12 protein-coding genes and 1 pseudogene are annotated in these 14,560 nt (G+C 65.7%); 3 read left to right on the top strand and 10 right to left on the bottom strand.

The annotated features are described in order from the left end of the window. Window position 1: 1 nt before the first annotated feature. The 4 genes from KDJ86_RS17660 to KDJ86_RS17675 all read right to left on the bottom strand — a co-directional run bounded on the left by KDJ86_RS17660 (window position 2) and on the right by KDJ86_RS17675 (window position 4,465). A complete protein-coding gene (locus KDJ86_RS17660; protein WP_291748855.1) occupies window positions 2-565 on the bottom strand; it encodes a TRAP transporter small permease in 564 nt (187 codons plus the stop codon). Next, window positions 562-1,611, bottom strand: coding sequence for a TRAP transporter substrate-binding protein (locus tag KDJ86_RS17665; RefSeq protein WP_291748858.1), 1,050 nt, complete (start codon window positions 1,609-1,611; stop codon window positions 562-564). Before KDJ86_RS17665 ends, KDJ86_RS17660 begins: the two co-directional genes overlap by 4 nt. A 198-nt stretch (window positions 1,612-1,809) precedes the next feature. Continuing rightward, window positions 1,810-3,522, bottom strand: a complete 1,713-nt coding sequence (locus KDJ86_RS17670; protein WP_291748861.1) for a thiamine pyrophosphate-requiring protein — start codon at window positions 3,520-3,522, stop codon at window positions 1,810-1,812. A 58-nt stretch (window positions 3,523-3,580) separates the two neighbouring features. Further along, on the bottom strand, window positions 3,581-4,465 hold the full coding sequence (locus KDJ86_RS17675) for an SMP-30/gluconolactonase/LRE family protein (protein ID WP_291748863.1): 885 nt from the start codon (window positions 4,463-4,465) through the stop codon (window positions 3,581-3,583). A gap of 345 nt (window positions 4,466-4,810) precedes the next feature. On the opposite strand from KDJ86_RS17675, the gene KDJ86_RS17680 reads away from it, so the two are divergent. The 3 genes from KDJ86_RS17680 to KDJ86_RS17690 all read left to right on the top strand — a co-directional run bounded on the left by KDJ86_RS17680 (window position 4,811) and on the right by KDJ86_RS17690 (window position 9,028). Beyond that, window positions 4,811-5,893: a substrate-binding domain-containing protein gene (locus KDJ86_RS17680; protein WP_291748866.1), complete on the top strand. Its 1,083-nt coding sequence runs from the start codon at window positions 4,811-4,813 to the stop codon at window positions 5,891-5,893. A gap of 86 nt (window positions 5,894-5,979) precedes the next feature. Next, a complete protein-coding gene (locus tag KDJ86_RS17685) occupies window positions 5,980-8,238 on the top strand; it encodes an ABC transporter permease (RefSeq protein ID WP_291748868.1) in 2,259 nt (752 codons plus the stop codon). Next, the gene (locus KDJ86_RS17690; RefSeq protein ID WP_291748871.1) at window positions 8,231-9,028 is read left to right on the top strand and encodes an ATP-binding cassette domain-containing protein; all 798 of its coding nucleotides are present in this window, start codon (window positions 8,231-8,233) and stop codon (window positions 9,026-9,028) included. The genes KDJ86_RS17685 and KDJ86_RS17690 overlap by 8 nt, the downstream gene beginning before the upstream one ends. A 36-nt stretch (window positions 9,029-9,064) precedes the next feature. Here KDJ86_RS17690 and KDJ86_RS17695 read toward each other — a convergent pair whose 3' ends face one another. The 6 genes and pseudogenes from KDJ86_RS17695 to KDJ86_RS17720 all read right to left on the bottom strand — a co-directional run. After that, window positions 9,065-10,336, bottom strand: coding sequence for an allantoate amidohydrolase (locus tag KDJ86_RS17695; protein WP_291748874.1), 1,272 nt, complete (start codon window positions 10,334-10,336; stop codon window positions 9,065-9,067). Further along, complete coding sequence (uraD, locus tag KDJ86_RS17700) at window positions 10,333-10,854, bottom strand: 2-oxo-4-hydroxy-4-carboxy-5-ureidoimidazoline decarboxylase (RefSeq protein WP_291748878.1); 522 nt, start codon at window positions 10,852-10,854, stop codon at window positions 10,333-10,335. The genes KDJ86_RS17695 and uraD overlap by 4 nt, the downstream gene beginning before the upstream one ends. A gap of 31 nt (window positions 10,855-10,885) precedes the next feature. Beyond that, window positions 10,886-12,067 carry a urate hydroxylase PuuD gene (locus KDJ86_RS17705; protein ID WP_291748880.1) on the bottom strand — a complete coding sequence of 394 codons (1,182 nt, stop codon included), beginning with the start codon at window positions 12,065-12,067 and terminating at the stop codon, window positions 10,886-10,888. Between the two features lie 288 nt (window positions 12,068-12,355). Next, the gene (locus tag KDJ86_RS17710) at window positions 12,356-13,426 is read right to left on the bottom strand and encodes a BMP family ABC transporter substrate-binding protein (protein ID WP_291748884.1); all 1,071 of its coding nucleotides are present in this window, start codon (window positions 13,424-13,426) and stop codon (window positions 12,356-12,358) included. A 104-nt stretch (window positions 13,427-13,530) separates the two neighbouring features. Then, a complete protein-coding gene (locus KDJ86_RS17715) occupies window positions 13,531-14,451 on the bottom strand; it encodes an ABC transporter permease (RefSeq protein WP_291748887.1) in 921 nt (306 codons plus the stop codon). Continuing rightward, window positions 14,438-14,560 (bottom strand): annotated as a pseudogene (locus KDJ86_RS17720) (ABC transporter permease); the annotation flags it as partial. The gene KDJ86_RS17715 and the pseudogene KDJ86_RS17720, both read right to left, overlap by 14 nt.

The following is a 14,560-nucleotide window of genomic DNA, read 5'->3' on the forward strand; positions in this document are numbered from 1 at the left end:
CTTATTCGGCCGTCGCCGCCGTCTCGTCCGCCGCGCCGCGACAGCCGCGCCAGCCCTCGATCAGGGTGACGACGGCGGCGACCAGCAGCAGGGCCAGGGAAACCAGGATCGGGGGAAAGGCCGTCCAGAGCGGCAGCCCGAGCGTCGCCGTGGTCTCCGGATAGCGAAGGTAATCCTCGAAGCCGAGCGACATCTGGCGGAGCAGCAGGAGCGAGAAGGCGATGGCGAAAAGCGAGGCGAAGGCGACCATCGCCGAGCGCGCCCGGGCGCTCATCCCTTCCGTGAAGATATCCACCGTGACGTTGGCGCCGGTGAGCTGGCAATAGGGAAGGAAGGTGAAGATGGCGATCGCCACGAAATGCTTGGTGAGCTCGTAGTCGCCCGGTATCGGCCTGTTCCAGACCAGGTTCGACAGCGCGCTGGCCGCCGTCAGCAGTACCAGGGCGACGATGATGAAGCCGCCGAGCAAGGCCCAATACCGGATGACCGACCGGACAAGCCGCCCGAGGAAGGATGGACGGGGCCCGGAGGCCCCTTCCCGGTCGCTCTCGTAGGCGAAGCTCACTTCGCGCTGTACTTGGCGATCGCCGCCCGCGCCGCGTCGACCAGCGCCTGGGCGTCGATGCCCTGCGCCGAGCGCTCCTCGACCCAGGCATCGACCACCGGCGCGAGGACCGTATCGAACTCGGCCATCTCGTCCTCGCTCAGCACGATATGCTCGTTGCCGGCACCGGTCGCGACCTTGATGCCGCCGTTGTCGGCATCACGCCAAACCTGTCCGATCGTCTTCAGCCATTCCTCGCCGGAGTTCTTGTCGAAGACCTCCTTGAGGTCATCAGGCAGCGAGTCCCAGGTGTCCTTGTTCATCGTCACCTGGAAGGTGGTCGTGCCGAAACGCTGATTGTCGGGCCCCTCGATATCGTATTGGGTGACGTCCTGCAGCTTCAGCGCCGGAATGATCTCCCAGGGGATAAGCGCCCCGTCGACGACGTTGGTGCTCAAAGACTGCGGCAGGTCGGGCACCGGCATCGTCACCGGCGTCGCGCCGAGCGCCTCGACCACCGCATTGCCGGTCGGGCCCGGCACCCTGAGCTTCAGGCCGTCAAGGTCCGAGGGGTGATGCACCGGCTTTTCCGCCATCTGCAGCGCCTGGCCGGCATGGACATGCAGGAACAGGACGTGGACGTCCTTGAAGTCCTCCGCGAGGTAGTCGTCGAACATCTCCGCCATGGCAAGGTTCGTCGCGGTGATGTCGCCGTTGTAGATCGTCGGCAGCTCGAAGACCTCCGAGCGGGGGAAGAGGTTCGGCGTATAGCCGTTCACCGTCCAGATGATGTCGACCACGCCATCCGCGACCTGGCGGAAGAGCTGGGGCGGCGCGCCACCAAGCGACATCGACGGGTAGATCTCGATCTTGATCCGGCCGTTGGAATCCTCCTCGATCTTCTTGGCCCATGGCTCCATCATCTTGGTCTGCGCGGGCGCCTTCGGACCCAGGAAGTGATGCAGCTTCAGGGTGAATTCCGGCTCCTGCGCCATGGCGCCGCCCGCCAGGGCAAGGGCACTGATGCCGCCCAGCACGCCGCAAAGGAGCGTTCGGCGATCAAACATGTGGCTATCCTCCAAAGTTCTTCAACACGTTTCCAATCGCATTCGACCATCATGGCCGAAGACAAATCCGTTTTTCTATGAATTATATCTAACGTACGACAATAGCGCCACAGATATTCACGCTCGATAAGTAGGTATTTTGTTCGGAAATCGAACAAATCAAAAGAATATTCCAACGAGATCGCACAGGCAGCTTTCCTATAGATGTGGAAGCCAGACATCAAGCACCGCGGCCCTGCCTTCCTCCCTGACCGCCCTGAGGCCCGCCGCGAGCGCGCCTTCGACATCTTCCGGGCGCTCCACCTTGCGGGCGAAGGCGCCGCCGGCGGCCGCCGCGATGGCGGAATAATCCGGCGGCGGATCGAAGCTCACCCCGATGTCGCCGGCGCGGCTTGCGTGGCCATCGGGATGGACGGCGAGCGTGGAATATTTCGGCGCCTTCCAGCCGCGATTGTTGAAGACGACCTGCAGAAACGGTGTCGCGTAGCGCCGGGCCATCCAGTGAACGGTCGACGGCACGGAGAACATGTAGGAGCCGTCGCCGGTCATCGACACGACGGTCCGTTCGGGCGCGGCAAGCTTCGCCCCGATCGCCGCGCCGCCATTCCATCCGAGCGAACTGCCGCCGCTGGTGAACATCGTCCCCGGTCGCGACCGGGCCAGGTGATCGAAGATGGTGTGATAGTTGGTGATCCCTTCATTCAGAACGATCGTTTCATCGTCGATGGTCGCCCGCACGCATGCCGTCAGGTATTCGGGGGTAATCGCGTCTCCATCGGGTTTCTCGGCCGCCGCGAGGCGAGCCGAGCGGTCGGCGTGGCGTCGCGCGTAGTGCGCTCGCCTGGCATCGGCCGCATTTCCGTCGACGGTGGCGGTGTCAAGCCAGGCATTCATCTGCCGCAGGGCGGTCAGCGAATCCGCGGCGAATGTCGCACGCGCACCGATGTACCAGAGCGGCATCGAGGGCTTGAGCGGATCGACGTCGATATGGAAGATCGCCGCCTTTTCGTTGGGCCGGTTGACCGTCGGAACCCACGGTATGTCGCTGTCGATCACCAGCACAACGTCGGCTTCGGCAAGCTCGGCATTCCGCACCGGCTGGTTCCAGTAATTGCCCTGATAGAGCCGGTCGTGATGCGGGAAGTTGACGTAACCGGGCGCGGATTCGAGCACGCCGATCCCAAGGCGATCGCAGAGCTTCGCCAATTCACCGACCGCGTCCTTGTTGCGGCCGAGATAGGAGGTGACGATGATCGGCCGATGCGCGCCGGCGAGCGCCTCGGCGAGTTCGACCACCGCCTCGCCGGGAAGCGGTGCTGGCGCGACCGGGCGCCAGGCGGCCGGGTCGCCGGCTGCCGATGCCGTTTCGGCGCAAAGGACCTCGCGCGCCGCAACCAGATAGACCGGACCGCGCGGATCGCTGCCGGCGATCTGCAGCGACCGGCGGACGATCTGGCCGGCATTGGCGGCAGCCCGTATCTCGTTCTCGTATTTCACATACTGGCGGAGAATGCCGCGCTGGTCCGGAACGTCCTGAAGCCAGTGGATGAACTCGTTGCGGCTGCCGAAGAGCTCGCCTTCCTGGGTCGCCGGCGACAGGCCTGCGAAGATGAAGACCGGAACCCGCGCCCGCGCCACGTTGTGGACGGCGCCGGCGAGCGACTGCGTGCCGCAATCGACATGGACGACGACCGCCTGGGCCTCGCCGCTGACCTGGGCATGGCCCTGCGCGGCGCTGAGCGCGACCATCTCGTGTGGGCAGGTGACGACCCGGGGGATTTCGCGCCCGGTGGCCTGCGCTGCGGCGATTGCCTCGACCAGGGCCGGATGATCGCTGCCGAAATTGGCGAAGAGACAGGAGACACCCGCGCCGCTCAGGGCCTCGAGGATGGCGGTGCTGGCAGTGTCCATACGCCCTATCCCCTCCGCCGCGGCAGGCGGGCGTGAACCGGGGATATTGGCCGTCGGATCATGCGTCGCGGAACCGGCTGACCGGCGAACCGACGACCGGGCTGTCGGCGACGATCACCGTCCCGGTCAGCGGCAGCGCCTCGAGTTTCGCCGGATCGCGGCCCGTCCGCAGGCTGGTGAGGAAGAGCCGATCCAGGCCCTCGCCTCCGAAACAGGGCATCGTCGGCGCGACGACCGGCACGTCATAGGAGACAAGGAGCCTGCCGTCTGGCGAGAAGCGATTGAGCTTGCCGGCCGAGATCCCGGCGCTCCAGTAGCAGCCCTCGGCATCCGTGGCGCCGCCGTCGGGCCGGCCGATGGTATCGTCCAGATCGACGAAGCGCCTGCGGTTCGCAATCGCACCGGTATCGGGATCGAAGTCCCAGCAATCCACCCACGGCCCCCGGGAATCGGCATGGAACATCGTCGCCCCGTCCGGCGAGAAGGCGAGACCGTTCGAGACATGGAGACCCTCGACCTTCCGCTCGACATAGCCGGCGGCATCGATGCGATAGAGGGCGCCGATCGGCCGCCTGACCGGGACGTCGCCGTCGTCCATCGTTCCGACCCAGAAAGCGCCATCGGGCCCGACCTTGCCGTCATTCAGCCGGGTGTCGGGAAGGTCGGCCTCGATCGAGGCGATTCTCTCGAAGGTGCCGTCTTCGGGATCGAACATGCCGACCTCGTCACGCAAGGCGACAACCAGCTTGCCGGAATCGGCGAGGCCAAGCGACCCGACCTCGCTCGGAAGCGTCCAGCTCCGCGTGTCGCCGCCGGCCAGCTCGCAGCAATGGATCGACCTGCCGAGGATGTCGCAATACCACAATGCGTTGCGGCGATCGTCATAGACCGGCCCTTCGCCGAGTTCGCAGCGGATATCATTCAACGGCTTGAAGTCGAGCACCGGTCTCTCCGTTTCTGGCCAACTCGCCGGCAACCTGCACGCTTGCGCGCGCGATTGCCAGCGCGACGGCGACAACGCCGCTATTTGCGGTACGCACCTCACGGTTTCATCGGATGTTATGGTCGCGCCGGCGGGGCGCTGTTTCCAGACGACCCGCCTTCGGCCGAGCCCGGACAGCGGTCCAATCAGGGGCCATGACAAACCGGTTTCTCTGCCTTACAATTGCAGTGCGCCTATCAATCAGGCGTAAGAGCCCGCACGCATTTTTCGACAACGATAAGCGGCGCTCACCCGGTCCCGATGGGTCAATTGTGCGATGAAAGCACGACCAAATGGGAGGAAAACATGAGGAAACTTGTCGCCATCGCAGCCGCAGGAGCGGCGGCGTCATTGATGGCCGGCGGCGCCTTTGCGCAGTCCGGCTCGGTTGGCCAGGCCGTCGGCGGATATTCCTTCGAGGATGCCGCCAAGGAGGCGCCCGGTACCAAGAACTTCCACTCCAACGATGGCGTCCTGACCTTTGCCATCGTCACCCACACCGCCGGCAACGGCTTCTTCGATCCGGTCTATGCGGGGGCGCTGACCGCCGCCAACATGATCGGAGCGAAAGTGCTGCTCCTCGGCTCGGAGTCGCCGGTCGACGACCCGGCGCGCGCCATCGAGATCACCAACCAGATCCTGCAGGATCCCAATCTCGACGGACTGATCATGACGACGCCGCAGGTCGGCGCCTATGACGACATCGTCAAGACCGCCGAGGAACTGGGCATCCCGATTGCCACGACCAACTCATACGATCCGAACATCCTGCACCGGAACAGCATCAGCCACACCGGCCAGGACGCCTCCGCGGCGGCAATCGCCGGCGAAGCGCTCGTCCAGTGCCTGCTCGACAAGGGCGTCGAAGGCGGTTCGATCGTCCTTCCGAACTCGACCGCGATGGGCAACATCGAGGTCAACAACCGTGTCTCGTCGGCCTATGCGGCAATCGTCGCGGGGCTGCAGGCCGCCGGCAAGCTCGACGCGTTCACAGTCGACGCGGGTCCGGAAGGCGTCGGTGTGGATGCCGATCCCAACGATCCGGTCAACGCCATCGTCAACCTGTTCGAGTCGCGCGGCGACGTGGTCGGTGCCTTCGCCGGCAACAACGTCTTCACGCCAGCCCTCGCCCAGGCCGTCGCCCAGACCGGCATGACGGGCAAGATCTGCGCCTATGGCTTCGACCTCGGTCCGGCCCAGCAGGAGGCTCTCAAGGCCGGCAACCTGACGGGTGCCCTCGGCCAGCAGCCGTTCCTTCAGGGCTTCTGGCCGGTCATGCAGCTTTACCTGCAGATCGACCGCGGCATCTCGGCTGCGAACCTGGACACGCGCGCCCAGCTCGTGACCCAGGACAACGTCGCCGACGTCGGCAAGCGGTTCGAGAACTAATCCAGGACCGGATAGCCTGAGGCGGGCCGCGGGAGGATATCCTCTCCCGCGGCTCGACCTTCGATACCCACAGAGATCGTGCCGCGATGACGACCACCACCGTATCGACCCCTGGCCGCCGACCGATGCAATTCGCCGGAGGCTGGGAGGTCGGCCTCCTGGTGATGATGGCCCTGCTCTACATCGCCGGCGCATTCCTCAATCCCCGCTTCTTCGGCTCGACCGACGCGCTCCAGGCACTGCTTCGCGACAGCGCCCGCTACGGGGTGATGGCGGTCGGCATGACCTTCGTCATCGCCAACAAGGATCTCGACCTCTCGGTCGGCTCGACCTTCGGCCTCGTCGGGGTCGTCTTCGCCTACGTGTTCGATCCCGCTCATTTCGACATGGGCGTGATGCCGGCGATCATCGCCTGCTTCGCGCTCGGCACGCTGATCGGCCTGATCAACGGCACGCTGGTCACCATCCTCGGGGTGCCCGCCTTCATCGCCACGCTGACCATGCTCTTCATAGGGCGCGGCTTCGTGCTCGGGCTGACCGGCGGCCAATCGATCCTCTATCCGATCAAGGCGCGCGACTTCACCTGGTTCTTCCAGCTCGGCGAGACCAACGCCCTCGGATTCAACAACCAGATCGTGATCGCGCTGGTGGTCGTCGCCGTCGGCGCCGTCATCCTCGCCAAGACCCGCTGGGGCTACGAGACATTCGCTACCGGCGGCAACGAGCAAGCCGCCATCTATGCCGGCATTCCGACACGCTGGGTCAGGGTGCGCGCCTATCTCTTCTCGTCCTGGTGCGCGACGATCGCCGGACTGATGGCCGTCGCCCAGGACAAGGGCACTTCGCCCCAGACCGGACTGATGGCCGAACTCATCGTCATCGCCTCGGTGATCATCGGCGGCGCATCGATCCTCGGCGGGCGCGGCCGGGTGATCGGCAGCTACCTCGGCGCGCTGCTGGTCTTCCTGATCAACAAGGTGCTGCGCGAAGGCTGGCCGGTGGTGCGGACGGTGGAGATCAACGGGCAGGAAGTCCAGGTCCAGGCGGTCTTCACGCTGCCGGCCGGGGCCGTGCCCGCCTTCATCGGCATCCTGCTGATCATCGCGGTCCTCATCGAGCCCTATATCATCCGCCGCCGCATTCCGGCGCGGATCGTCGCCTGGCTCAAGGGCAGGCCGCCGCCGGTGGTCGCCGATGCCGGCGGCGTCGCCATCGTCGGCGCCCAGACCAAGGGCGCCATGGCTTCCGACATGGCCTACAACGCCAAGGGATTCGGCAAGTTCCTCGCCCGCCGCGACGCCCTCGCCATCATCCTCGCGGCGCTGCTGTGGCTGGTCGGGCTGATCCTTCGCCCGGACTATTGGTGGTATCTGCCGAACAGCTTCGCGCTGCTTCTCAACTACACCGAGCTCGCACTCATCGCCGTCGGCCTCACCTATGTCATCGCCGCGGGCGACATCGATCTCTCCGTCGGTGCCGTGCTGGCGCTCGCCGGAAGCGCCGCCGCCTATTCGCTCAAGGTGCTCGGCCTCGATCCCGTCTCGGCGATGCTCGTCGGCCTCGGCGTCGGGCTCGCTGCGGGAGCCGTCAACGGCTTTCTCGCGGTGGTGCTCAACCTGCCCGCCTTCATCGCCACGCTCGGCATGTTCTACATCGCCCGCGGCGTCGCCTCGTGGCTCGTCTCCGGCCAGCAGCTCACCGGCTGGGACGAATCCTACAACCTGATCGGGCGAAAGATCGACGATATCCTCGCCTACCTCGATATCCCCAACCCCACCGGCTTCATCGGCGCGATCACCGACGTCATGAGCATCCAGACCGTCTGGATGATCCTGGTCGCGGTGATCGCCGGGACCGTGCTCGGGCTGATGCCCTACGGCCAGCGCATATATGCCACCGGCGGCAACCGCCGCGCGGCGGACTATGCGGGCATCAACACCAAGTGGATCCGCTTCACGGCGCTGCTGTTCTGCGCGCTGTGCGCGGCGATGGCCGGCCTCATCAACATCGCCTACTTCCGCAGTTTCAATCCCGTCGCCGGCCAGTTCCGCGAGCTCGACGGAATTGCCGCGGTGATCATCGGCGGCGGCTCGATCTTCGGAGGCTACGGCACGGTCATCGGCGCGCTTGCCGGGGCCGCGGTCATCACCCTCATTCGCGCCCTCCTCCAGCTCAACGTCGAAGGCTTCACCATGCCGCAGCACTGGGTGAACGTCTTCGTCGGCGGCATCCTGATCGTCGCGGTCCTGGTCGACATATGGGTACGCCAGAACAACGCCCTCGGCCTCCTGCGCGCCAGGTTCCGCCGCTCGTCATCTCCAACGCCGGAGACCGTCAATGTCTGACCTCGCCCACGGAACCCCGCTCATCGAGATGAAGGGGATCACCAAGTCCTTCGGCGCGGTGAACGCACTCATCGACGTCGATCTGGTGCTTTATCCCGGCGAAATCCTCGGTCTCGTCGGCGACAACTCGGCCGGCAAGTCGACGCTGATGAAGATCCTCACCGGCGCCTATCACCGCGACAGCGGACAGGTTCTGGTCGACGGCAAGCCGACGAACTTCCGCAGCCCGCACGAGAGCCGCGACGCCGGCATCGAGATGATCTACCAGGACTTCGCGCTGTGCGGAAACATGGATGTCGGCCAGAACATCTTCCTCGGACGCTGGCCGCGGCGGGGTCCCTTCGTCGACCGCCGGCGGATGTATCGCGATGCCGATGAGGTGCTCCAGCGGCTCAAGGTCGACGTCAACTCGGTCTATCAGCGGGTCGAGAGCCTGTCCGGCGGCCGCCAGCAATCGGTTGCCATTGCCCGGGCCATCTCCTTCGAGCCGCGCGTCGTCATCCTCGACGAACCGACCGCCAACCTCTCGGTGATGGCGACCGAGCGGCTGCTCGAGACGATGCTCGAGCTCAAGAAACACAACGTGGCGCAGATCATCATCTCGCATCGCCTCCAGGACATCTTCGCCGTCGGCGACCGGGTAATGGTGCTGAAACGCGGCGAGAATGTCGGCGACCGGTTCATCGCCCACACGACGGAGCAGGAAGTGTTGCAGGTCATCGTCTCCGGCACCCACGACACCGCCCTGACCGCCGATCAGGCGCTCGCGGAGGCCGCCGCGGTTACCTGAGCCGGGCATGCGGACGGCGCGTGGCGGACGGGCGCGTCATTCCCCCGGATCGTAGTCGGTCGCGATCGACTCGATCGTCCCGACCAGCGCCTCGACCGCCGTCCCGAGGTCCTCGGGCTCGACATGTTCGAGCGGATTGTGGCTGATCCCGGCGCGGCAGCGCACAAAGATCATGCCGATATCGGTGAGGCTGATCATCGCTTGGCCGTCGTGGCCGGCGCCGGACATCAGCGCGATCGGCTTCTTGCCGGTCGTCCTTTCGATCGCCCCGGCGATCGCCGTCTTGAGGCGCGGCGCGCAGGTCGCCACCGGCTTTTCGTGCATCGTCTCGACCGAGACCAGAACGCCGCGCTTCGCGCCGATGTTGCGGAGGCGATAGCGGATCGCCTCGAAGGCGGTCGTCCGGGCCTCATCGGTTGCCGCCCGCAGGTCGAGGCTGAACTCGACAAGCCCGGGAATGACGTTGCCGGCGCCGGGCATCGCCTTGATCTCGCCGACGGTCGCGACGCAGGAGGCCTTGGCGTGCTTGAGCGCGATCTCCTCGATGGTGAGCATCACCTGGGCGGCGGCGGCGAGGGCATCGTGGCGGATGTCCATCGGCACCGTCCCGGCATGTCCGGCCTCGCCCTTGATGCTGATCCGGTAGCGGCCCTGGCTGGCGATGGCGCTGACGACGCCGAGCGGCCGGGCCGCCTGGTCGAGCACCGGCCCCTGCTCGATATGGACCTCGAGATAGCCGATCGTGCTTCCCGGCAGATAGGCCTCGTCGGCCAGCGAATCCGGGTCTCCGCCGAAGGACAGCAGCGCGTCGCGGATGGTGATCCCGTCGGCATCCGCGAGGTCCAGCATCGTATCGCCGAGCGCCCCGGAAACAGCGGAGGAACCGATCAGCGTCTTGGGGAAGCGCACCCCCTCCTCGTCGCCGAAGGCGAGAACCTCCAGTTCGAAGGGCAACGAGACGCCGCGGCCCCGCATCTCCTCGACGGCGAGGATACCGGCGATCACGCCGAGCGTGCCGTCGAAGCGACCCGCATCAACGACGGTATCGATATGCGAGCCGACCAGCAGCCGCCGGTTCGAACCCGGTCCGGCCCTTCCCGCCGGCAGCACCCCGTGCATCGTCCCGGCCGCGTCCATCCGCACGGTCATGCCGGCGCGACGCATCCATTCGCCGACCAGCCGCGCCGCCTCGCGATGCTCCTCGGTGAGGTAGAGCCGGGTCAGCTTGCCGGGCTCGGCGGTGATTGATGCCAGGGCATCGATCATCGCCTGCGCGCGTTCACCCAGAGGCCGCTCGACCCGGTTCATCCAACAACCCGGTCCTCGAGGCGGAAGCGGACGATGCGGCAGACCTGTTCGAGCGCGGTGACGAGCTCCTGCTCGGGCGAATTGCCTATCCTCGCCTCGAAGGCGGCGAGGATGTCGTGCTTGGTGGCGCCGCGGACCGCCAGGATGAAAGGGATGCCGTTCTTCTCGCTATAGGCGGCGTTGAGGCTCGTGATCCGCTCGAATTCCGCCGGCGTCAGGCTGTCGAGCCCGGCGCCGGCCTGTTCGCGGCTCGATTCCTCGGTGAGCCCACCGGCGACCGCGGCCCGACCGGCGAGATCGGGGTGGGCGCGCAGCAATGCGCGCTGGCGATCGACACCTGCCTCGCCGATCGCCGCCTGGAAGGCCGCGATCAGTTCGTCGAGGCTGGCAAAGGGCCGCCGCGCCGCGGCGTCTTCCGCAACCCAGGGCGAATGCTCGGCGACATCGCCGAATATCCCGACGAATTCGCCGGTCTCCATTAGGTTGGCGGTTTCAAGCGGCAGCGGCTCTGTCGCCATGGCATCCTCGATCTCTGACGATGCCTGTTGTTTACCGGCTCAGGATGAAAGCGCCAAGCTTGCGCCTCTCCTCGTCGGTCATCCCGGTCTCGTTGCCAAGCGGCATGGCGTCGCCGTTGACGGCCTGAACCATGATCTGCTCGCCGTGCCTGCGGACGTCGTCGATCGACACCAGCACCACATCCTTGGGCGGCGCGTCGAAGCCCTCGTGGCTCGGTCGCGGCGAATGGCACATCACGCAATGGCGGGCGACGATGGTCAGCACCTCGCCCTCGCTGACCTCCATCCCGGCGAGCCCCGGATCGCTGCGCGGCGCGGTGACGTAGATCGCGGCGATCAGCGCCACCGCGGTGACCGGCAGCGCCCACCAGAATTTGGTGATCGGATCGTGGGCGTCGTGGCGATTGATGAAATGGCGGGTGCCGCCGCCGACGACGAGGATCAGCGCGATCACCAGCCACGTCTGGCCGGTGCTGGCGAGCATCGGATAGTGGTTGCTGACCATCATGATCAGCACCGGCAGCGTCAGGTAGTTGTTGTGGACCGAGCGCTGCTTGCTGACCGCGCCGAGCGCCGGGTCGGGGGACTGTCCGGCCAGCAGGGCCGCCGTCACCTTCTTCTGGTTCGGGATGATCACCCCGAAGACATTGACCGCCATGATCGTGCCGACGAAGGCGCCGACATGGATCAGGGCCCCGCGGCCCGAAAAGACATGGCTGAAGATGTAGGCCGCGGCGATGATCAGCACGAAGACCGCGACGGCGAGGATGCCGGTATTGCGCCCGATCGGCGAACGGCAGATGCCGTCATAGATGAACCAGCCGGCGGCGAGCCCGAGCAGCGAAATCACGACTGCCTGGGACGGCAGCAGCGGCAGGACCGACGGATTGATGAGGAAGGTATTGGCGTTCCAGTAATACTGGACGACGAGCAGCCCGAAGCCGGTGACCCAGGTGAGATAGGCCTCCCACTTGTACCAGAGCAGGTCCGGCGGCAGCGACTTCGGCGCCACCAGGTATTTCTCGACGTGGTAGAAGCCGCCGCCGTGAACCTCCCAGGCGGTGCCGTAGACGCCTTCCGGCATGTTCTCCCGCTTCCTCAGGGAGAGGTCGAGGGCGATAAAGTAGAAGGACGTGCCGATCCAGCCGATCCCGACCACGAGATGGGCCCAGCGGATGATCAGGTTCAGCCAATCGACGATGAAACCGGACATGGCTTAGCCGGACCTCGCCACGCCAGCGCCCCGACCTCCCCCTTGAGGGGAGGTCGAAGCTGTCCGAGCGGAGCGATGGCAGCTTCGGGAGGGGGTAATGCCAGACAGCACGGGCTCACCCCCTCCCGAAACGCGCTCCGCATTCGGCTCCGCGCCTTTCGACCTCCCCTCAAGGGGGAGGTTTGGACCGCCCAAGGCAACGTGAAACCCAAAGGCCGGCCTCCCCCACGAGGGGGGAGGCCAAGGGGTGGAACCGTCGACTTTCATTTGTCTCGACGAACCGGGCCGTTATTGCGGGATTTCGCCGTCGATACCCTTGACGTAAAAATTCATGCCGAGCAGCGTCCCGTCGTCGACAACGGCGCCCTCGCCGACGACCTCGGTCCCGTCCTGCTTGAAGACCGGACCCTTGAAGGGGTGGAGATCGCCGGAAATGATCGCCGCCTCGGTCTCCTCGGCCATCTGCACGACGTCATCGGGAAGGTTGGTGTAGTCGGCCATGACCAGCATGCCGTCCTTCAGCCCTTCCCAGCTCGCCTGGCTTTCCCAGGTCCCGTCGAGGACCGCCTGAACGCGCTTGACGTAATAGGGCCCCCAGTTGTCGACGATGGCCGTGTACTGGGCCTTCGGCGCGAAGTCGTACATGTCATGGGCCTGGCCGAAACCGTGCAGTCCCCTCTCCTGCGCGATCTGCAACGGCGCCGGCGAGTCGGTATGCTGGGTGATGATGTCGGCGCCCTGGTCGAACAGCGCCTTGGCGGCGTCGCCTTCCTTGCCCGGATCGAACCAGGAATTGACCCAGACGATCTTGATCTTGAAGTCCGGATTGACCGACTGGGCGCCGAGCATGAAGGAGTTGATGCCCATGACCACTTCCGGGATCGGGAAGGACACGATGTAGCCGGCAACGCCGCTCTTCGACATCTTGGCCGCGATCTGGCCGATGATGTAGCGGCCCTCGTAGAAGCGCGCATTATAGGTCGTCACGTTTGGCGCGGTCTTGAAGCCGGTGGCGTGCTCGAACTTCACGTCGGGGAATTTTTCCGCGACCTTGATGGTCGGGTCCATGAAGCCGAACGAGGTGGTGAAGACGATGCCACAGCCGGAACGGGCCAGGCGCTCGATAGCGCGTTCGGCGTCGGGGCCCTCCGGCACGTTTTCGACGTAGGTCGTCTCGACCTTGTCGCCGAGTTCCTTCTCGACCATCTGGCGGCCCTTGTCGTGGCCTTCGGAATAGCCGCCGTCGTTATGCGGCCCGACATAGACCCAGCAGGCCTTGAGCTTGTCCGCGGCTCCCGCGGAGCCGGTGGCGATCGCAATCACGGCCGCTGCGCTCGCAGCTATCAGAAACTTGTTCATTTGGTTCTCCCGGTTGTCCACGTGTCGCTTCCTCGTTCGATCACGCAACTAAACAGCAAAATCTGCGCCACTTTATCCCGCCCATGCAAGCATGGCGAACCCCGTCAGCGATCGGGAACAAAGGGCTGCCCGAGGCAGGCCGGCGTATTGACCCGAAGCAGCGTCCGGTTCCGAGAGATCAGCACCAGTACGATGATGGTCGTCAGGTATGGCAGCATCGACAGGAACTGCGACGGGATCGGCACGTTGAAGCCTTGGGCGTGGAGCTGGAGGATGCTGATGCCGCCGAACAGCACCGCGCCGATCAGGACACGCACCGGCAGCCAGCTCGCGAAGACGACGAGCGCCAGGGCGATCCAGCCGCGTCCGGCCGTCATGTTCTGCGTCCATTGCGGGGTATAGACCAGCGACAGGTAAGCCCCGCCGATCCCGGCGCAGGCGCCGCCGAAGAGAACGGCCAGGAAGCGCACCTTGACCACGCCATAGCCAAGGGCATGCGCCGATACCTGATTGTCACCGACGGAGCGGAGGATCAAGCCGCCGCGCGTCCGGAACAGGAACCAGGCGACGACGATGGTCAGGATGACCGCGAGATAGGTCAGGGGATCCTCGCCGAAGATCAGCACGCCGACCACCGGAATGTCGGAAAGCACCGGGATGTGGACATGGGGCATGCCGATCCCCGGGATGCCGACAAACGCGTCGCCGATCAGCGCCGAGAGCCCGAGCCCGAACAGCGTCAGCGCCAGGCCCGACGCAACCTGGTTGGCGACGAAGATCAGCGTCACCACGGCGAAGAGCGATGCCATGACCATGCCGGCGAGGATGCCGGCCAGCACCCCGACAACCGGCTCGCCGCTGAGATTGGCCGCCGCGAAGCCGCAGACGGCACCGACCGCCATCATGCCCTCGACGCCGAGGTTGAGAACGCCGGCGCGCTCGGAGACCAGCTCGCCGATCGCGGCGAAGACCAAGGGTGTCGCGGCGGTGACGATGGTCAGCAGGATGCCCTCAAGCATGTCCATGCGTCACCTCCCCCGCCTGGCGTCGCCGGGCTGCAACGAAGCGGACCCGGTAGAAGATGAAGGTGTCGCAGGTCAGCACGAAGAAGAGCAGCATGCCCTGGAAGACCCG

This window comes from Bauldia sp., from assembly GCF_020442045.1.
GTDB lineage: Bacteria > Pseudomonadota > Alphaproteobacteria > Rhizobiales > Kaistiaceae > Bauldia.